The organism is Flavobacterium davisii (assembly GCF_019565505.1).
GTDB lineage: Bacteria > Bacteroidota > Bacteroidia > Flavobacteriales > Flavobacteriaceae > Flavobacterium > Flavobacterium davisii.
The window spans coordinates 3,238,215-3,258,019 of sequence record NZ_CP067378.1 but is presented as its reverse complement, the minus strand read 5'-3'; the positions used below and the strand labels follow the sequence as shown (position 1 = coordinate 3,258,019).

The window sequence follows — 19,805 nt, the reverse complement described above, 5'->3', positions numbered from 1 at the left end:
TCTATATTTTATCTCCATTACTATCAAATTTTGTTTTCATATAATTTTCAGGATTTACTCTAGAAGAAGCAACATTTTTAAAAGTTGCGCTATCTGCAATATAATTTATAGCAGCTTCTATGTGAATATGATAATATTTTGGATAAATACCATGAATCAAATTCCCTTTTTCATCAAAAACTGAGCCTGCATTACCTGTTGATCCTGAAATTCCTAGTATGTCATTATGTTTAACTTTATTTCCTTTAATTACCTTTACAGAGTCTAAATGACAATACATTATATATATTGTTTGATCATCTTTATCGATTGATTTAACAACTACTAAGTTCCCAAGACTACTTGAATTATATTCATTAGTATTAAAAGAACTTACAGTATATACAACTTCACCGCACAATAAAGAATGGACATCAACTTTATTATCTCCAGTGTGAATATCGACACCTCTGTGTGGATTTTTTCTTCCTCCTTCTGAATTAAATCTATTATTGATTTTCCCACCGTTAGCATTACTTATTTGTGGATTTGGCACTACATCAGCATAATTAACACATTTATCTTCAGTGCATTCACTATTATCAATACATCCGCACTTGATGTCAAATTCTTTTAAAAAGCCTTTTTTAATATGCAAATAACTATCTTCTGCCAATTCTTTTTTTAGAAATTCATCATAATAATCTAAAGTCTCTTTCATTTTAGCTGTTGGTTGGCCTGTTGTACCTCCGGGCAAACTTACCCAAATGTTTGCTGCTTTAGCTATAGCACCTCGAATATCATTTTTTAACAATTTTTCAATGACTCCATTTCTTTTCAAAATTATAACACATAATCTATCTTGAGATATTTGAATGAACCCTTTTGCATTATATTTCTTTGCTCTATCATCTTTTTCATTATAGACCTTAGGTGTCACAGTCCTGTATGTTTCACCATATTTTTCTATTAAATATCCATTAAGTTCATCATAAGTCCAACTCATTATTTGATAAGCTCCAGCAGCTGAAGAACACAAACTTTTAGTGCTATTACAATTAATTGTTCTCGGATGGTCATCTGATAGAGTAAAATTATTACCACTACCACTAAACCAAGTTGTATAACCTAATTGGGGGTCTCTAGCTGTTTTTGTTCCTTTAATATATTCACCAGTACCTTCGGCAATTCTCAATACTCTCATAAAAGCCCTAATCTTAGCTTCGCACTCACATTTTTTCCCTATCTCAAAATACTCCCCATCTTTTTTCAAAAATTCCCCTTCGTGTTTTTTAACGTTACCTTGGCATTCTGCCTGTAGCCATAGGTATTCGGTCGGTACTTTGTAGGTGTCGAAAGTGATTTTTTCGCCTTTGTCATACGAGACATTTGCTAATGCTTTTACAATATCCTCAGATTTAGCAAACTTTTTATTTTTAGCTAATTCGTCTTTTATTTTTTTAATAATTACGCCAGCAACCGTTTTTTTCTTGGCATCGGTACTAGTATCATTTTTACCTCCAAAAGTATATGTATGCTGTCCGTCTTTTATTCCAGCCAGTTTTTCTTTCCACTTTTTTAAATCTTCATCAGATTTTGGGCGTAGCTTAATTTTTATTTTAGCTTCTCCTTTTTCTACTGTAGCTTTTAATGTGGTTAGTTCTGCACCCTCTTTTTCGTTTCTTGAACGGGTAAATCGGCAGTTTTAGCTATTAAAATTTCTTCTTTTTCTTTTATTTTAATGTTTACTTCTTTCCCATCTAGCAATACGGTTTTTGCTACTACATATATTTCTTCTTCTAGTGGGGCATTCTTGATTTTAACAAAATTAGCCCCTAGCTTATAGAAGTCAAAAGAGATTACTTCATTTTTAGCATAAGTAGTTTTAGTTAAAGCAGCTTTTATATCTTCTAGTTTCGAATATTTTTTATCTTTCTTTAGGTCTGCATCTACTTTTTTCTTTATGATAGTGGCAATTTTGTCTTTATCTATATTTTTATTATCACTTTTAAATATATATTGATGATTTCCAGTTTTTTCAATTGTTTCCTTTGTAAATTCTTCCTTGGCAAAGTAAGCATCAATAATAGCTTCTACCGAAGTCTTCTCACTCTTCGTTTTCCCCACAATAGCGGGGCTTTTTCCCTCCGGGATTTCAATGGTGTGGGGTTTGTCTCTTAGGGCAGTTCCTTGGGTTTCTACCCAATCCCATATTTCGCCTAAGGTTTCGGAAATAGGGTTTAATAAGCCACTTTCCTCTTTCTTGCTTTTTGGTTTTTCTTCAGCTGGAGAACCTTTGGCTTTTTTATTTCTACGTTTACTGTTGCATATTTTTGTTTTGTAATATTGCTTCCTTTTTTTGTACAAATCCTTGTCTTGTTTTTTGGGTTATATATAAGTGGAGCAAAGCAAGAGGCATATTATAAGAGGCTGTCCAAAAAGACAGCCTCTTACTTATTTTGATACAATTCTAGATTTGTGTACATAACCTTTTTTGCCATCTTTTGTCTCAATGTAATACCAGTCTATATTTTCTTTTTCATCTTGCTCAATAGGTTTAAGGACTTTAATATGTTCACCAGAATTAATTTTTACTATTATGTCTGAATTTGAATTTGATTCACTCCTTAAATTAGTATATCCATCTTTGTCGTAAATTACATAATTTTGATAAGCTTTATTTATTAAATTAAATATTTTTTCGATATGTGAATAAGAAGGGTCATAATAATTTTCAACATCTATTTTCCCATTTAGACTTTTAAAATATTTTAATTGTTCCTTTGACGATTCTAATTCTTCTATATTAAATATATAACCATTTTTGGCAAGTGTTTTAACTGCGCTGAAATCTTCTTGTTCTATGGCTTTAGACATTAGTGTTTGTAAATTTGATACATCCAATTTATATTTTTTTATAAAATAGTCTAACCATTCTCCATTTATGAAACTTTCCGAATTTGTAAAAGTTTCGTTATTAATTAAAGTTTCTAAATTTTCAGAATCGAAATTTTCAGGATTTGAATTTTCAAATAAAATAAGCTTTGATTTGAATTCTTTTATTTCAGTTATATCCTTACTAAGGTCTTTTGGAGTAAAATCAATATTGCTACCTTCGTTAAAAAGTTCATTAAAATCAATTTTTGTATTTGTCATAATAGTGTTTTTTGTATTTAAATTTTCACATTTAAGAAAGAAATCAAAATCAGATGGATTAAATTTTAATTCAACTGGATTTTCAATATCATTAGTGATGTCAAATAGTTTTCTTTTAGCTACATCAATAATCAACCAGCCAATGCTATTTTCTTTATTAACTCCAGATTCTGACTCTACAAATAATCTAACAGTAATTTTGTTATCTTCATTTTTGTCAATTTCTGCTTTTATTTTTGATTTAAAAGGATTTGATATACTAGAGTTTTTGATAAGTGTAACAAGTATATTATCACAATTTATGCCTTTTTCAAAACCTTGTTTGATACCAGTTGATTCTTTTTTTACTTCGTTCCTACAAGAAAGTAGAAAAAGAATGATTACTAAATGGGTAAAAAAGTTCTTCTCATTTTAAAATTTATTTATTTGAAAGTTTCAATAATTCTTGCTTTAATGCCTTTTAATTTTTCTTTGTAAATTTCTTGTGCATCAGGATCATTTGCATTATACCACCTTGCATAATTTCCATTATATCTTTTGATATATTCTGCTTTGTATTCCATACCAGCTAATACTGAAGGAAGTTTTACAAATGTTTTTGGTTTATCCTTTTGTTGTTTGTTTCCTCCCTCTTCACTTAAGGCTTTGCCTTCAAACGAACTCCAAGTTCCAATAGGTGTATGTTCAGGATGATTTTTAAATGTAGTTGAATCCCAGCCGTAATATGGAGCTTTGCCAAATACTTCCATACCCCCAGTTCCACAATGTTGATATTGACCAGAGGTAAAATGAGTGGTTTCTAAACGATACATTTTTTCAACGATTGTAGCTATATCTTCACCATAATTGTCATATATGACACGTAAAGCTATTTTTGCATCTTCAATATCGAATAATTTTAATTCAGGTAGCTTATCCACTAATACAAAAACTTTTATTTCTTCTTTGTAGCTTGATTCTTTAACTAACACGGTTCCTGAAGAGGTGGAAAAACCTCTTCTTCCATAAACGCCTGTTAGTTCAGGAATAATCCCTTCTAGATAGTTGTTTATTGAGTGATAAATATATTTATAATTTTCTTTGTCTAGTTTTTTTATGGTTTCTTTACAGCTAGGATGATTAATTCCTTTTTCCCCCCTAATTCCGACACATCCAATTAAACTTTTTGAATTCCAAGGATCTATAGATATTGAGGTTCTAGTGCCAATATTCATAGAACCATTTTGATATTCCTTTTTATAGTCTTTTATAACTGGAAAATTTGAACTATTATCTTCTACAAATCGATATCTCTAACTTATTTTTCCATTGTTACTTCCTTGTTTATATTTTAATCGATATAATTTATTTAGATTGTTAGGTGGAATTGGACCTTCTTTTCCATAATTTTTATTGTTAGATTGCGAGTGTCTAGCCACTTCTAAAACAGTCGATTCAGCATTTTCGTGAGTATTAAACTTTATATCTTGTTTGAGCTTTTTTACTGCTTCTCCAACTGTATTCCCTCTATAAATATAGGCTTTGTACGTAGGGAATGCACTTTTAGTGTCTTTCCCTACTTTTATTTTTTTGCAATATATTTTATCATCAATCTTAAATTCTTCCTGACCGTTATACGCTCCATAATCAGGATACGAAATAACTTTTCCATTTTTATCTACTTCTATTTCAGTTGCTATTTCACTGGTTATGTATATTACTGCTTCTTCACCATTACCAATCACAGGTTTAAATTTCTCTTTTTTCACCCCCTTCGTTTTCCCCACAATAGCGGGGCTTTTTCCCTCTGGGATTTCAATGGTGTGGGGTTTGTCTCTTAGGGCAGTTCCTTGGGTTTCTACCCAATCCCATATTTCGCCTAAGGCTTTGGAAATAGGGTTTAATAAGCCACTTTCCTCTTTCTTGCTTTTTGGTTTTTCTTCAGCTGGAGAACCTTTGGCTTTTTTTATTCCCGTAGGCTGAGAAGGGGGGGTATTTTCTGTAGGTAATGGATTTTGTATATCGAGGATTATTATAAATAAATGAATATAAAATCAAAAAAATATTAAAAAATTAAGCATCATAATTCCATGTTATTAATGTTATACCATTATTATCTCTCCATTTTATCCAATGGTTTTTATTATTATCGTCTTTAATCATAAGCCAATTATCTTTGATTCTTACAGGATAATAAAATTGGTTATTGTCATATTTTGAGGTTTTTGATTTTTCAGAAGTACTAATATGCAATGGATTAATTTTTGGGTCAAATTCTACACTAAAAGTTGAATTTACTATATGCTCTTGAATTGTCTCTAATTTAAAATTAGTATCTAAAACAGATATTAATTTTTTTATTCCACTTTTCTCATCTAAAATAATTTCATAAAATCCTTTCTTTTTTCCCAAACAACTAAAAACTAAATCTAAATTTTCACTTTCTAAATAGAATGGATTAAATCCTTTAAAAGCTATAAAATTTTCATTGAATTTGATTTTTTTGAATGACTTTTTATTTAAATCTATTAAATCAATATCTATTGATTGTTTAATATTTTCTTTTAAAACTAAAAAAAAATTTGGCTGAATATGTTTTTGGAATAACAGATCTTTATTAGAAGATCTTATTTTCGAATCATGTTTCATATCATTTGTTTTAAATGAAATCAAACATGTTAAACAAATTAAAAATAAAAATATTTTGCTCATAGTAAATATTATTTAATGATTTTTACATTAATTTCCGTTATAGTTTCGTATGTTATTTTTAGAGTTCCTAAATGACCATGATCATAATGTTTTTTTACTTTTGAATTGACCCCAGCATAGTTTTTTCCAGTTGCATAATTTTTATTAAATCCATATTTAAAGGCTATATCAAAAAAATCTTTGTTTTTAGAATCATCGAATTCTGATGAACTACTTACACCTTGAAAACTTTTCCCATTTTTATTTAAGTATCTAAAATCAATATTTAGACCTGATTGTTTTCCTTTATGTCCATGTCCTGCGTGATGTGTTTCTGTGTTAGATGGTGAGCTAGTTGGATCACTTCCATTTTCTGATGACATATCTCCAAAATGTACCTCCCATTTTTTTCAGAAATTTCTGAAATTAAACCAAAAAGTGCCGCAGCAGTTTCTGGTAATAAATAGTGATCTCCCTCACCTACATTTTCTAACTTAGAATTACCACCTTTGTCTACTCCTCCATATCTATTAAAGCCTGTTCCTGAATCTGGAAATTTTACATAACCAAAACTATTTTTATCAAGAGTTTCAATTCTTTTGAACTCATTTGAATTTTTAGTTGTTTCAACAAAATAAATAATCTTGGTTAAATCTTTTCCTTCTAAATATTTTATATTTCCACTCTTGTATATATAAAATGAGGTTTCTTTATCTGTTTTTTGAATTGTATTATTGTCAGCAGGACAAATAAAACTTTTACATTCTTTAAAATTACCCTCATTAAAACTCTTTTTATATCTAGCTAAAATTTCAGAACGTTGTATTTTACCGTCATTATTCCCATTTTTAATGTCAACGCTCTTGTTTGCTATATATTTTTCATTCTCATCTTTTTGTTCATCCGTAAGTGGTAATGAATGTCTTTCGTATAAAGGATAATTATCTTCTTTTGCTACCCCTTTAGGAGCAAAAACATGTAAGTATATATCTTCCGCTGACTTAAATTTTTTATACGCATCTCCAAGTTCAAAATATTTCTTCACATAATCAAGTTGAACTAATTCTGACATTTTTGCGAATTTCAATTTTACTTTATTCAACTCGTCAAATCTCTTTTCAATAGATAGTGCTTTGTTACTATGATATTGACCTAATGCTACAAGAGCATCTTGAGTAAACTGAATTAAACCAACTGCTCTAGACGATTTTCTTTCTCCTTCTTTCCAGAAGTTTTTAATTTCCATTTCTTCTTTAGGTATGAGAGATCTATAACCTTCAAGTTGATTTGATTTAAAAGAGCCTCTTGTTTCAACATACATTACCGCCATTAACCCATTAGCCATTTCAATTTTTTTGCTTTCTCCCCATAATTCTGCGCAAATTTGAACCACTTTTTTCCTAAAATCACAACTGACTTTATTACCCCATATTAAATCATACTGTTTACAGATACAATTAGTTTCTGTATTGTTTTTCGGATGCTCCACTTTCGTTTTCCCCACAATAGCGGGGCTTTTTCCCTCCGGGATTTCAATGGTGTGGGGTTTGTCTCTTAGGGCGGTTCCTTGGGTTTCTACCCAATCCCATATTTCACCTAAGGTTTCGGAAATAGGGTTTAATAAGCCACTTTCCTCTTTCTTGCTTTTCGGTTTTTCTTCAGCTGGAGAACCTTTGGCTTTTTTTATTCCCGTAGGCTGAGAAGGGGGGGTATTTTCTGTAGGTAATGGATTTTGTATATCTACGTTTGCTGTTGTGTGCTTTTTATTTCTGTAATATTCTACTGTTACATAAAACTCTAGTTCTCGTATATCTGTTTCACCTTGCATGGCTTTCTTCATCAAGGCTTTGGTTAGCATAAAGTCTACTACAACATTACCATATAAATCTACTTTTGCTTTCTTTGTATCAATGAGTTTGTTAGAGGCATTGTGTCCGCTGCCTTTTGCGTCGTCTTCCCATAAGGTAAATAAAATTTCTTTGTTAAACATATTTACACAATGCGCTTTGGCTCGTAGTTTTTCTGTAAAACTAAAAACGCTTCCTTTACTATCGTCTACATAGGTTAGGTCTACTTTGCATATTTTGGGGATTCTGCTGGCTTTGGGGGTTATGATTAATCCGCCTCCTTCGGGTTGGTATAAATAGGCTTCTAATCGATAGGTTTCTCCTGCCGAAGATTCGCCAAAGGTAAAACTGCTGTCTCCTTTTTTCTTAACATGGGTGGTGGTAAATCTTCCATCGCTTCTTTTTTTGAATAGTTCCCAAGTAACGTTGGCTTTTTCTCTTTCGGATAAGGGGGTATTGGGGTACCATTCGGATATGTGGTAGGTCATTTTTTCGCCTACTGTGGGCGAGGTTACGCCTGATATTACAGATATCCCTTTTTTCATTATAAATCTGTTTTTTAGTTAGTTTTCAATGTTTAAAAATATTTTGTTAAACATTTGGTTGTTTTGTCAAATTTAAATATTCTTATCAATTTTTGTACTTTTTATTTATTATTATTTTGATATTTGTGTTATTGTGTAGAAAATCAATCTGATTTTAATTGATAAGGAATCGAAGAAAATAAAATAATGAAGGCTTTTTTTTATAAATAAAAAAAAGCCTTAATGATATTATCATATTATGTCTTTTCTATTTCCCTTCTTTTATATCAGATATGCCTCCTTTATTTTTTAGTTTGTCAAGGAACATGGAGTAAAAAAGAATTGACAAACTACGATTAGATTAAGGCTTTTGCTCCCTATCTTCAAGAAAGTTTTTTGTCTTTTCATCTCGCACATAAAGTCTAATGCGGAATTTGGAACTAAATATAAAGAAGTCTTCTTTAAAATAGATTCAATAAAAAAACTCCAAAATAGCTAATGCTTTTTTGGAGTTATTATTTTAGTAACTAATATTTATTAAGATAGAGCTACTTTTACTTGATCTGCTGCTTCTTGGAATTGAACTGCTGATAAAATCGGCATACCTGAATTATCAATTAGTTCTTTTGCTATTTCAGCATTAGTACCTTGTAAACGTACAATAATAGGAACATTAATAGCATCTCCCATATTTTTATAAGCATCTACTACACCTTGTGCCACACGATCACAACGAACAATACCTCCAAAGATATTAATTAATATAGCTTTTACATTCGGGTCTTTTAGAATAATACGAAAAGCTGTCTCTACACGTTTAGCATCTGCTGTACCTCCTACATCCAAAAAGTTTGCTGGCTCATAACCTGCATATTTAATTAAATCCATAGTAGCCATTGCTAAACCAGCACCATTTACCATACATCCTACAGTACCATCTAAATCAACATAATTTAATCCTGCTTCTTTAGCTTCTACTTCAATTGGACGCTCTTCAGTAATATCACGCATTTCAGCTAAATCAGCATGACGATATAATGCGTTATCATCTAAAGACACTTTTGCGTCCACAGCCATTATCTTATTATCTGATGTTTTTAAAACAGGATTAATTTCAAACATTGAAGAATCCGATCCAACGTACGCTTTGTATAAAGCATCAACAAATTTCACCATTTCTTTGAATGCTTCACCTGATAAACCTAAGTTAAAAGCAATTTTTCTAGCCTGAAAACCTTGTAAACCAACAGCTGGATCAATTTCTTCTGTAAAAATTTTGTCAGGAGTATGCTCTGCTACCTCTTCTATATCCATACCTCCTTCAGTAGAATACATGATCATATTACGACCTGTTCCTCTGTTTAGTAATACAGACATATAAAACTCCTTCGTTTCACTTTCACTCGGATAGTAAACGTCTTCTGCCACCAAAACTTTATGAACTCTTTTTCCTGTTGGAGGTGTTTGAGGAGTTATCAAATCCATTCCAATGATTTGACCTGCTAATTCTTTTACTTGATCTAAGTTTTTAGCCAACTTAACACCACCACCTTTACCACGACCACCCGCATGGATTTGTGCTTTTATCACATGCCATCCTGTACCTGTTTCATCTGTAAGTTGTTTTGCTTTAGCAACCGCTTCTTCAGCATTATTTGCTACATAACCACGCTGAACACGTACTCCGTAGCTTGCTAATATCTGTTTCCCTTGATATTCGTGTAAATTCATAATATTTCTTTTGACTTTTATAAAGTGCCACAAAAATAATAATTTTAAAAAGAAAAATATAATCCAAATCAACTTTTATTTAAAGTTATTAAATATTAAGTTTACTTCATTTCTAATCTTTAAATTCATCTTTTATTTAAGGATCCTATTAAATAAAAATGTTACAAAAAAAACATTTTGTTGTAATTTTATTTTAAATCCCTATTTATTTTCTTCAAAAAAAAGAACTTTATACTTTTATCAAAATTTTAAAAATGGAAGAAATTAATTTATTACAAATCGAACAGTCATACGGAGCTCCTTTATATATTTATCATGCAGAAAAAATTGAAAATCAGTATAACCGACTAATCAATGCTTTTAACAAAGTAGAAAAGCTTCAAATAAATTATGCTGTCAAAGCCTTATCAAACCTTTCCATTTTAAAAGTATTTAACAAATTAAATTCAGGACTTGATACGGTTTCTATACAGGAAGTTCAACTTGGACTATTAGCTGGCTTTACACCTGAAAAAATAATCTTCACCCCTAATGGCGTTTCTTTACAAGAAATAGAAACTGCTTCTGAATTAGGTGTTCAAATCAACATTGACAATTTATCTATTCTAGAACAATTTGGCAACAAACATCCAAAAACTCCTGTATGTATACGTATAAATCCTCATATTATGGCTGGAGGCAATGCTAATATTTCGGTTGGACATATTGACAGTAAATTTGGAATATCTATACATCAATTACCTCATATTCTTAGAATTGTAAAAAATACTGGCATGCACATTAATGGATTACACATGCACACAGGTTCTGATATTTTAGATATAGAAGTTTTCTTAGAAGCAACTGAAATATTATTTGAAATAGCCAAAAATTTTAATAAATTAGATTTTATAGATTTGGGAAGTGGTTTTAAGGTAGCTTACAAAAAAGGGGACATAGAAACAGACATTGAGGAATTAGGAAAAAAATTAAGCAAACGTTTCAATACTTTTGAAAAAGAATATGGAAGAGAATTAACTCTAATGTTTGAACCAGGTAAATTTTTAGTTAGCGAAGCTGGAATCTTTTTAACAAAAGTTAATGTAGTTAAACAAACTACTTCTACTGTATTTGCAGGAGTCGATTCTGGTTTTAATCACTTGATACGCCCAATGCTTTATGGATCTGAGCATCAAATTATAAATATATCCAATCCAAAAGGGAAAGAACGTTTTTATACCATAGTAGGATACATTTGCGAAACCGATACTTTTGCTACCAATAAAAAAATATCAGAAATTAAAGAAGGGGATATTTTAGCTTTTAAAAATGCTGGAGCCTATGCTTTCACGATGGCCTCTAACTACAATTCTCGCTTTAAACCTGCAGAGGTATTATGGAAAGATCAAACTGCTTATTTAATACGTCAACATGAGACTTTAGATGATTTGATACGAAATCAAATTGTAATCGAATTTTAAAACAACGATCAACATTTTACAACATCTTTTTTTATAAAAGATCAATTAAACTTGAATTTATTGAAAAATTTTGTTTCACAACGAAGTCTAATGCGGAATCTGGGTTTAATTAAATTATACTAAAAAGGTCGCAATTCAGCCATTCGACCAAAAGGAAACTCAAATGAAATGAACGGGCAAAGCTAAGTCACACAATGTTAACAATACGACTTAGCTTCACTTGTTCGAACAAAAGGTTTAAATACCCTACCCCAACCTTTAACTTGGCAAGACTAACGATATTTTATTTAAGCATACTTGCTACAAATGAACAATTGTTACTTTTTCATATATCTTTATTTTTCTAATCAAAGAATATAAAATCCAAAAGAGCCCCTATACAAAAGAATACTCTTTGGGTATGCTATATGATTTTTTATTACTTTTGTAAAAAAAAGTATGTATAAAATTTTAGCAAAAATCAATAAAATCATTTTACCTAGTTTTAGCAAACAACAACTAGATCCTGCTAAGGCTAAAAAATGGCAGTTAGCTATATTAGCTTATCGTTACTACATAACAACAAGAGCTCTTACTAATAAGCAATAGCGGAGAATATTGGTTTACCTGCTAATTTCTTACGTCCATCTAAAAAAGTCAATTCCATAAGAAAATTACACTGAATAACCTCCCCTCCTAATTTTTCTACCAATTCACAAACCGCTTTAGCAGTACCTCCTGTTGCTAACACGTCGTCATGTATTAAAACTTTATCTCCCTTTTCAATAGCATCAATGTGCATTTCTAAAACATCTTGCCCGTATTCTAACTCATAACGAGCAGAAACGGTTTTATAGGGTAATTTATTTTTTTTCCTTACAGGAACAAAACCTACATTTAACTCCTGAGCTAACATCATTCCAAAGAAAAACCCTCTAGACTCTACTCCCACTACTTTATCAATTTGAATATTTCTTAATTCTAATAAAAGTTTTTCAAGAACTTCATGTCTTGCTGAGGGATTTAATAAGAGCGGCGTAATATCTTTAAACAAAATACCTTCTTTCGGAAAGTCCTGAATATCACGAAAATACTGATCTAAACTCATTTTTTACAAATTTTATTTTGCAAGATAAATAAAATTTTCTACATTTGCACCCGCAATCAGGAAGTTTAATAAATGATCTGATTGATTTAACGGCCTCGTGGCGCAACTGAATAGCGCATCTGATTACGGCTCAGAAGGTTACAGGTTTGAATCCTGTCGAGGTCACAAAAAACAAATACTTATATTGGCCTCGTGGCGCAACTGAATAGCGCATCTGATTACGGCTCAGAAGGTTACAGGTTTGAATCCTGTCGAGGTCACAAAAAAAACAAATACTTATTATTGGCCTCGTGGCGCAACTGAATAGCGCATCTGATTACGGCTCAGAAGGTTACAGGTTTGAATCCTGTCGAGGTCACAAAGCCCACTTTAAGTGGGCTTCTTTATACATATACTTGACTTTTTCTATAATTTTAGAAAATCAAATAAAAAACTCATTTATCTCTAAAATCTTTAACAAATTTTAAAAAGTGATTAACCCCCTCATTTAATCCAAAAAAACTACATTTGTATTTTGCTTAATTTTATGCAACATACAGAGGAAAATATTGAAATTATAGGTGCTCGCGCGCACAATCTAAAAAATATAGACATCAGCATTCCACGAGAAAAACTAGTTGTCATAACAGGCTTATCTGGTTCTGGAAAATCATCACTAGCATTTGATACTATCTATGCAGAGGGTCAGCGTCGTTATATCGAAACATTTTCAGCCTATGCTCGTCAATTTTTAGGAGGATTAGAACGCCCTGATGTAGACAAAATAGACGGACTTTCACCTGTTATTGCTATTGAACAAAAAACAACCAGCAAAAGCCCCCGTTCTACCGTAGGAACAATTACTGAAATCTACGATTTTCTCCGTTTACTTTTTGCTCGTGCAGGCGACGCTTACAGTTATAATACTGGTGAAAAAATGGTTTCTTATTCTGATGAACAAATCAAAGATTTGATTCTTAACAATTTCAACCAAAAGCGAATAAATATCTTAGCACCAGTCATTCGAGCTCGTAAAGGCCATTATGCTGAATTATTTCAACAAATAGCCAAACAAGGCTTCTTAAAAGTACGCGTAAACGGACAGGTTCAAGACATTGTAACAGGAATGAAATTAGATCGCTACAAAACTCACGATATAGAAATTGTTATTGATCGATTGGTTGTAGATCATTCCTCAGATAGTGAAAAGCGATTAACAGAAAGTATAAAAACAGCTATGTATCATGGAGAAAATGTACTCCTTATTTTAGATCAAGATTCAGGAGCAATCAGATACTTTAGCCGAAACTTAATGTGCCCTTCTACTGGAATTTCTTATCAAAATCCAGAACCCAATTTATTTTCTTTCAACTCACCCAAAGGAGCCTGTGACCATTGTAATGGATTAGGATTGGTAAATGAAATTAATTTAAAAAAAATCATTCCCGATCCAAAAAATTCAATCAAAAACGGAGGAATTACAGCAATAGGCGAATATAAATCCACTTGGATTTTCAAACAACTAGAAACTATAGGTGAAAAATTTGGCTTCAAACTGAGCGATCCCATAGAAAAAATTTCTTCTGATGCCATGAATATGATTTTGAATGGTGGAAATGAAAAATTTACTATCACTTCAAAAACAGCAGGTGTAACAAAAGAATATAAAATAGAATTTGAAGGAATTGCTAATTTCATCAAAAACCAACACAACGAAACAGAATCTACCTCTATAAAACGTTGGGCTAAAGATTTTATGGATGAAGTAAACTGCCCAGAATGCAATGGATCTCGCTTAAAAAAAGAAGCACTCTATTTTAAAATTAACGATAAAAATATACAAGATTTATCAAACACAGATATAACCGATTTAAGTCAATGGTTTAACCAATTAGAAAACCATTTAACAGAAAAACAAAAAACAATCGCTTCTGAAATAGTAAAAGAAATCAAAACACGTTTACAATTTTTAGTTGATGTAGGTTTAAATTACCTTTCTTTAAGCAGAAGCTCCAAATCTCTCTCAGGAGGCGAAGCGCAACGTATTAGATTAGCCACACAAATTGGATCACAATTAGTAGGGGTACTATATATTTTAGACGAACCAAGTATCGGCTTACACCAAAGAGATAATGAAAAACTAATCCATTCCTTAGAACAACTACGTGATATAGGCAACTCTGTTTTAGTCGTAGAACACGACAAAGACATGATTGAAAGAGCAGATCATGTAATAGATATAGGCCCTAAAGCCGGACGTTACGGTGGACAAATCATCAGCCAAGGAACTCCACAAAACTTACTAAAACAAGACACCATTACGGCTCAATTTATGAGCGGTAAAATGAAAATAGAAATTCCTGAAAAACGTCGTGAAGGAAATGGAAAAAAATCAAGCTCACAGGCGCAACAGGCAACAATCTAAAAAATATTTCCGTAGAATTTCCATTAGGCCAATTAATCTGCGTAACAGGTGTATCTGGATCAGGTAAATCAACCTTAATTAACGAAACCCTCTACCCTATTCTAAACCAACATTTTTTCAATGCGGTAAAAAAACCACAACCTTATAAAAAAATAGAAGGGTTAGAACATATAGATAAAGTAATAGACATTGATCAGAGTCCAATAGGTCGAACTCCCAGATCTAACCCAGCCACTTATACTGATGTTTTTTCAGAAATCCGATCTTTATACACCCAAACCCCTGAAGCACAAATAAGAGGATACAAACCCGGTCGTTTTAGCTTTAATGTAGCGGGTGGACGCTGTGAAACTTGCGAAGGAAGCGGTGTGCGTACTATTGAAATGAGTTTTCTTCCTGATGTATATGTAGAATGTGAAACTTGCCAAGGAAAACGTTTTAACAGAGAAACTTTAGAAATTCGATATAAAAGTAAATCTATTTCAGATGTACTAGACATGACTGTAGATGAAGCCGTTGTTTTTTTTGAAAACATACCCAAAATATATCGAAAAATCAAAACAATTCAAGATGTAGGACTAGGTTATATTACACTAGGACAACAAAGTACAACCCTTTCTGGTGGTGAAGCACAACGAATTAAACTGGCTACCGAACTTTCCAAAAAAGATACTGGAAATACTTTTTATATAATGGATGAACCTACTACTGGCTTACATTTTGAAGATATCCGAGTATTAATGAATGTAATTCAAAAACTAGTTGACAAAGGAAATAGTGTATTAATTATAGAGCACAACCTTGGATGTTATAAAACTGGCTGACTACATTATAGATGTAGGATATGAGGGCGGAAAAGGAGGAGGCGAAATCATAGCAAAGGGAACACCCGAAGAAATAATTAAAAATAAAAAAAGTTATACTGCTCAATTCTTAAAAAAGAATTATCTTAGTCGGCTGATTTTTTTAAAAATTGTAACAATAATAATTGAGTCTAAAATCAAAAAAGACTCACAATAACAAGACGATGAAAGAAATATTTTCAAATGAAGACGAAAGAATCCAAGACAAACTAAAACAAAAAACTTGGAACGAAATACGCTCAAATGATTCTTGGGCTATTTTTAAAATCATGTCTGAATTCGTAAATGGTTACGAAACAATGGCGCGTATAGGGCCTTGTGTATCTATTTTTGGTTCAGCAAGAACAAAACCTGAAGACAAATATTATCAATTAGCTGAACGAATTGCTTATAAAATTACCAAGGCTGGATATGGCGTTATCACGGGTGGTGGCCCGGTATTATGGAAGCAGGTAACAAAGGAGCACATCGTGGAGAAGGGATATCAGTTGGCTTAAACATTGAACTCCCTTTTGAACAACATTACAACCCTTATATAGACAAGGATAAAAATTTAAATTTTGATTATTTCTTTGTTCGCAAAGTAATGTTTGTAAAATACTCTCAAGGTTTTGTTGTAATGCCCGGTGGCTTTGGCACTTTAGACGAACTTTTTGAAGCTATTACCTTAATTCAAACCAAAAAGATCGGTCGTTTTCCCATTATCCTTGTTGGAACAGAATTTTGGAGTGGATTACTTGATTGGATTAAAAATACCATGATAGACAAACAAAAAAATGCAAATCCTGAAGACATGAACTTAATAAAAGTTGTTGACTCAGAAGATGAGGTAGTAGAAGCTTTAGATAGCTTCTATAAAAAATACGATCTATCTCCTAATTTTTAAACGAAAAATATTCACTCTTAAGTAATATTACAAATAACAAGGCTGCCCGAAAACAAACTAATAATTGCCCACCTCCTTCCCTTCCTTAGAAGAAGTTCTATTATCAAAATTTGTTTTTTTATCAAGCTGTTTTGTAAGCAAAGGAAGCCTGTCCAAATTCATTTACAGAACTTTGACAGGCTACCATTTTAGAATAATTGTGGTATGTTTATTTAGCCGCTAAAACGTCCAATTGCTCAATAGATGGTGGAGAAGCTAATAATTCAGGTGCATTTTCCATTAGCGCCTTTGCAATCTTACCACCAAGATGTGCTTGTCTGCCTTCTTCATCTGAAAAAGTGTCAAAAATTCCAAATGTAGAAGAGTCAATGCGGAACGCATACCACGTAATAGTACCGGCTTCTTCATTAGCAAGTGGTAACGCACTTGTAATAAACTCTTCAACATTTTTTTCATTTCCTGCTTTTGCTTCCAGTCGAACTAATAATCCTAACTTTTTCATGTCTTATTATTTTTAAATTAAACTAATTTTGTTTTAACAAATCTAGCTCATTTAAGCTTGTGATGTTTTTTTATTTAGCTCAAAAACTTATGAAAAAAGGTCAAGTTTTCTTCATGTTGTTTGGACTGTAACCAAATTCATTTTTAAAGGCTGTGCTAAAATTTGATAAGCTGTCATAGCCAAAGTCCATATAGATTTCTGATGGTGTCGCTTCATTATTAAGCAATAATTTTTTGGCTTTGTTTAGCCGTTTTAGTTGAAACCATTTTCCTGGAGACTCTTGATATAATTGTATAAATTTTCGCTTAAAAGTAGACAGACTCATATTACATAGAAAAGCGATCTCTTCAATATTCAAACTCGTGTACAGATTTTCTTCAATGACCATTTTAAAAGATAATTCTCTTTCATTGATTAACAATGAATGTAGATAAACAAAAAAACTTTGCCCATATTTATCAACCAGATACAACATAATTTCTTTAAATTTCAATTCCAGAATCTTTTGAGAGATTGTTTGATTCAAGCCATAAATTTGTTGAATAGAATTAATAAAATGGATAATAAAATTGTCTTTTTGTATAAGGAAATAGGGACTACTGGTAGGTGTTTTATTAAAGTCCCTTGGGTTGAATAAATGTCCATATTTCAGTAAAAAATCATTAATGTTTTTTTGAGAAAAGAAAAAGAGAAGGCAACTATAACTATTTGTCCCTACAAGTTCTGTTGTTAAAAAATTCCCCGATGCAAGGAGTAAGGATTGTGTATCATCTATCGAAACGATGTCATTCGAAAAGTGAATGTCCTTTTGTCCGTCCAATAAAAAACTGAATACATTTTTGTTTAGTTTAATTTTATTTTTGGAAACATGTTTATACACCTCGTAGTTAGCAATTTGCAGATCTGAAGTGTCCGTGTAGTTATTTTCAAATAAATCTCCCGGAAAATTTGTAACATCCATAATAGTGTTGTCTTAAAAAACATTTTGGCATGGCAAAAATATGAATTTTCTATTTCAAAAATTGTTTGCTCAAGTTTGGTTGAAGAGGTCGTTTAGCCTTGCACACAACTACTATATGTATTCCATTTTATAAATCCCTAATAAAACAAACACTTTACATCATGAATATTCCTAAGTACACTCAATTGTATCGGAATGAGTTGAAGTTGAAAAACTATTCCGAAAATACTATTAAGAACTACAGCTGCCAAGTTGAGTTGCTTTTAAGAAACCACAACGGACAATTTACAGAGCCTTCAAAATTAACGAGCAATCAATCAAAAATTGGTTGCTCCAATTTAAAACCAGAAACACAATGTGTCACGCGTTATCTGCGTTGAAGTTGTTTTATCAAAAAGTTATAAAACAACCGATGAAATTCAAGTACATTCAATATCCACGCTCGGAGCGTAAACTTCCAAAAATTATGGATAAGGATTTTTTCTTTTTAAAAATAGCACCTCTACAAAAACAACAAAAATGAGTGTTCGTTCTCGATGCGCTTCGCGCTCAATGTCATTAAGTTAAGCCTCTCGTTTCATCCCGACGCAAGGAGAAATCACATAAAGTAAACAACACAGCACGCTCAAAAATTGAATTAGATTAAGCGACTCCTCCTTGCGTCGGAGTGACAAACAGAAGGGTGATTTATTCAAGAAAATTTTCATAATCTTGTCATTTCGACATAAGGAGAAATCACATAAAGTAAACAACACAGCAGGCTCAAAAATTGAATTAGATTAAGCGACTCCTCCTTGCGTCGGAGTGACAAACAGAAGGGTGATTTATTCAAGAAAATTTTCATAATCTTGTCATTTCGACATAAGGAGAAATCACATAAAGTAAACAACACAGCAGGCTCAAAAATTGAATTAGATTATGCGACTCCTCCTTGCGTCGGAGTGACAAACAGAAGGGTGATTTATTCAAGAAAATTTTCATAATCTTGTCATTTCGACGTAAGGAGAAATCACATAAAGTAAACAACACAGCACGCTCAAAAATTGAATTAGATTAAGCGACTCCTCCTTGCGTCGGAGTGACAAACAGAACGGTGATTTATTCAAGAAAATTTTCATAATCTTGTCATTTCGACATAAGGAGAAATCACATAAAGTAAACAACACAGCAGGCTCAAAAATTGAATTAGATAATGCGACTCCTCCTTGCGTCGGAGTGACAAACAGAAGGGTGATTTATTCAAGAAAATTTTCATAATATTGTCATTTCGACGTAAGGAGAAATTACATAATCTTTTTAAAATCATCAATATAACAAAGTGATTTTTGAATTAAATTTCCTTAACTTAACGACATTGGCTTCGCGCTCAAACTAATGATCATTTCAATTATAGACTCAACCGTCTGTTCGAGTTCTTTTTAAAATAAAAAAAAACGTATCGAGAACTTCCTTTTTAATCCAGTATATTTTAAGTCTAAATGGTATTAGATTATAATTAATCCCTCTGAGATTATAATTATACCTTCTGAGATTATAATTAATCCCTTTTAGATTATAATTAATCCCTTTTAGGTTCTAATTATACCTTCTGAGGTTCTAATTAATCCCTTTTAGATTCTAATTATACCTTCTGAGATTCTAATTAATCCATTTTAGATTATAATTAATCCCTTTTTGATTATAATTATACCCTCTGAGGTTCTAATTATACCATTTTAGTTTTGAAATTACCTAA

15 protein-coding genes, 3 tRNA genes and 2 pseudogenes are annotated in these 19,805 nt (G+C 31.7%); 8 read left to right on the top strand and 12 right to left on the bottom strand.

The window, feature by feature from the left end; translation table 11 throughout:
- Window position 1: 1 nt before the first annotated feature.
- The 3 genes from JJC05_RS15495 to JJC05_RS15485 all read right to left on the bottom strand — a co-directional run bounded on the left by JJC05_RS15495 (window position 2) and on the right by JJC05_RS15485 (window position 3,270).
- Window positions 2–1,183: a M23 family metallopeptidase gene (locus JJC05_RS15495; protein WP_127823000.1), complete on the bottom strand. Its 1,182-nt coding sequence runs from the start codon at window positions 1,181–1,183 to the stop codon at window positions 2–4.
- Window positions 1,184–1,635: 452 nt separating this feature from the next.
- Window positions 1,636–2,346: a hypothetical protein gene (locus JJC05_RS15490; protein ID WP_235877800.1), complete on the bottom strand. Its 711-nt coding sequence runs from the start codon at window positions 2,344–2,346 to the stop codon at window positions 1,636–1,638.
- 87 nt (window positions 2,347–2,433) lie between these two features.
- A complete protein-coding gene (locus JJC05_RS15485) occupies window positions 2,434–3,270 on the bottom strand; it encodes an SH3 domain-containing protein (protein WP_235877799.1) in 837 nt (278 codons plus the stop codon).
- A gap of 7 nt (window positions 3,271–3,277) precedes the next feature.
- Between JJC05_RS15485 and JJC05_RS15480 the strand changes: the two genes are divergently transcribed.
- Window positions 3,278–3,550: a hypothetical protein gene (locus JJC05_RS15480; RefSeq protein ID WP_235877798.1), complete on the top strand. Its 273-nt coding sequence runs from the start codon at window positions 3,278–3,280 to the stop codon at window positions 3,548–3,550.
- A 7-nt stretch (window positions 3,551–3,557) separates the two neighbouring features.
- Here the strand turns inward: JJC05_RS15480 and JJC05_RS15475 are convergent, their stop codons facing one another.
- The 6 genes from JJC05_RS15475 to sucC all read right to left on the bottom strand — a co-directional run bounded on the left by JJC05_RS15475 (window position 3,558) and on the right by sucC (window position 9,907).
- Window positions 3,558–4,349, bottom strand: coding sequence for a hypothetical protein (locus tag JJC05_RS15475; RefSeq protein ID WP_235877795.1), 792 nt, complete (start codon window positions 4,347–4,349; stop codon window positions 3,558–3,560).
- A 78-nt stretch (window positions 4,350–4,427) separates the two neighbouring features.
- Window positions 4,428–4,883: a hypothetical protein gene (locus tag JJC05_RS15470; protein WP_235877793.1), complete on the bottom strand. Its 456-nt coding sequence runs from the start codon at window positions 4,881–4,883 to the stop codon at window positions 4,428–4,430.
- A 304-nt stretch (window positions 4,884–5,187) separates the two neighbouring features.
- Window positions 5,188–5,763, bottom strand: coding sequence for a hypothetical protein (locus tag JJC05_RS15465; protein ID WP_123901368.1), 576 nt, complete (start codon window positions 5,761–5,763; stop codon window positions 5,188–5,190).
- A gap of 71 nt (window positions 5,764–5,834) precedes the next feature.
- Window positions 5,835–6,188, bottom strand: a complete 354-nt coding sequence (locus tag JJC05_RS15460) for a hypothetical protein (protein WP_235877792.1) — start codon at window positions 6,186–6,188, stop codon at window positions 5,835–5,837.
- Complete coding sequence (locus tag JJC05_RS15455) at window positions 6,092–8,197, bottom strand: hypothetical protein (RefSeq protein WP_235877790.1); 2,106 nt, start codon at window positions 8,195–8,197, stop codon at window positions 6,092–6,094. Before JJC05_RS15455 ends, JJC05_RS15460 begins: the two co-directional genes overlap by 97 nt.
- 516 nt (window positions 8,198–8,713) lie before the next feature.
- A complete protein-coding gene (sucC, locus tag JJC05_RS15450; protein ID WP_235877788.1) occupies window positions 8,714–9,907 on the bottom strand; it encodes an ADP-forming succinate--CoA ligase subunit beta in 1,194 nt (397 codons plus the stop codon).
- Window positions 9,908–10,161: 254 nt separating this feature from the next.
- Here sucC and lysA point away from each other — a divergent pair, with 254 nt between their 5' ends.
- A complete protein-coding gene (gene lysA / locus JJC05_RS15445; protein WP_088394786.1) occupies window positions 10,162–11,367 on the top strand; it encodes a diaminopimelate decarboxylase in 1,206 nt (401 codons plus the stop codon).
- A gap of 438 nt (window positions 11,368–11,805) precedes the next feature.
- Entirely contained in the window at window positions 11,806–11,955 is a 150-nt protein-coding gene (locus JJC05_RS15440; RefSeq protein ID WP_088394349.1) for an SsrA-binding protein, read from the top strand.
- Here JJC05_RS15440 and JJC05_RS15435 read toward each other — a convergent pair.
- The gene (locus JJC05_RS15435; RefSeq protein ID WP_088394348.1) at window positions 11,942–12,454 is read right to left on the bottom strand and encodes an adenine phosphoribosyltransferase; all 513 of its coding nucleotides are present in this window, start codon (window positions 12,452–12,454) and stop codon (window positions 11,942–11,944) included. The genes JJC05_RS15440 and JJC05_RS15435 overlap by 14 nt on opposite strands.
- 91 nt (window positions 12,455–12,545) lie before the next feature.
- Here JJC05_RS15435 and JJC05_RS15430 point away from each other — a divergent pair.
- From JJC05_RS15430 to JJC05_RS15410, 5 genes and pseudogenes are all read left to right on the top strand, one after another.
- Window positions 12,546–12,619: transfer RNA gene (locus tag JJC05_RS15430), tRNA-Arg, on the top strand.
- 21 nt (window positions 12,620–12,640) lie between these two features.
- Window positions 12,641–12,714 (top strand) — tRNA-Arg (locus JJC05_RS15425).
- Between the two features lie 24 nt (window positions 12,715–12,738).
- Window positions 12,739–12,812, top strand: a tRNA-Arg gene (locus tag JJC05_RS15420).
- 168 nt (window positions 12,813–12,980) lie between these two features.
- Window positions 12,981–15,800: pseudogene (gene uvrA / locus JJC05_RS15415) on the top strand (excinuclease ABC subunit UvrA); the annotation flags it as partial.
- A gap of 85 nt (window positions 15,801–15,885) precedes the next feature.
- A pseudogene (locus tag JJC05_RS15410) lies at window positions 15,886–16,607 on the top strand (LOG family protein).
- Between the two features lie 208 nt (window positions 16,608–16,815).
- On the opposite strand, the gene JJC05_RS15405 reads toward JJC05_RS15410, so the two are convergent.
- The gene (locus JJC05_RS15405) at window positions 16,816–17,109 is read right to left on the bottom strand and encodes a putative quinol monooxygenase (RefSeq protein WP_088394342.1); all 294 of its coding nucleotides are present in this window, start codon (window positions 17,107–17,109) and stop codon (window positions 16,816–16,818) included.
- 100 nt (window positions 17,110–17,209) lie between these two features.
- Window positions 17,210–18,070 carry a helix-turn-helix domain-containing protein gene (locus JJC05_RS15400; protein WP_240668932.1) on the bottom strand — a complete coding sequence of 287 codons (861 nt, stop codon included), beginning with the start codon at window positions 18,068–18,070 and terminating at the stop codon, window positions 17,210–17,212.
- Window positions 18,071–19,805: the final 1,735 nt, after the last annotated feature.

Bases quoted from the DNA above. Each gene is read 5' to 3' on its own strand.
- lysA (WP_088394786.1), top strand. From the start codon at position 10,162: ATGGAAGAAATTAATTTATTACAAATCGAACAGTCATACGGAGCTCCT.
- sucC (WP_235877788.1), bottom strand. From the start codon at position 9,907: ATGAATTTACACGAATATCAAGGGAAACAGATATTAGCAAGCTACGGA.
- JJC05_RS15400 (WP_240668932.1), bottom strand. From the start codon at position 18,070: ATGGATGTTACAAATTTTCCGGGAGATTTATTTGAAAATAACTACACG.
- JJC05_RS15480 (WP_235877798.1), top strand. From the start codon at position 3,278: ATGCTATTTTCTTTATTAACTCCAGATTCTGACTCTACAAATAATCTA.
- JJC05_RS15440 (WP_088394349.1), top strand. From the start codon at position 11,806: ATGTATAAAATTTTAGCAAAAATCAATAAAATCATTTTACCTAGTTTT.
- JJC05_RS15435 (WP_088394348.1), bottom strand. From the start codon at position 12,454: ATGAGTTTAGATCAGTATTTTCGTGATATTCAGGACTTTCCGAAAGAA.
- JJC05_RS15475 (WP_235877795.1), bottom strand. From the start codon at position 4,349: ATGAATATTGGCACTAGAACCTCAATATCTATAGATCCTTGGAATTCA.
- JJC05_RS15465 (WP_123901368.1), bottom strand. From the start codon at position 5,763: ATGAAACATGATTCGAAAATAAGATCTTCTAATAAAGATCTGTTATTC.
- JJC05_RS15460 (WP_235877792.1), bottom strand. From the start codon at position 6,188: ATGTCATCAGAAAATGGAAGTGATCCAACTAGCTCACCATCTAACACA.
- JJC05_RS15455 (WP_235877790.1), bottom strand. From the start codon at position 8,197: ATGAAAAAAGGGATATCTGTAATATCAGGCGTAACCTCGCCCACAGTA.
- JJC05_RS15405 (WP_088394342.1), bottom strand. From the start codon at position 17,109: ATGAAAAAGTTAGGATTATTAGTTCGACTGGAAGCAAAAGCAGGAAAT.
- JJC05_RS15495 (WP_127823000.1), bottom strand. From the start codon at position 1,183: ATGAGAGTATTGAGAATTGCCGAAGGTACTGGTGAATATATTAAAGGA.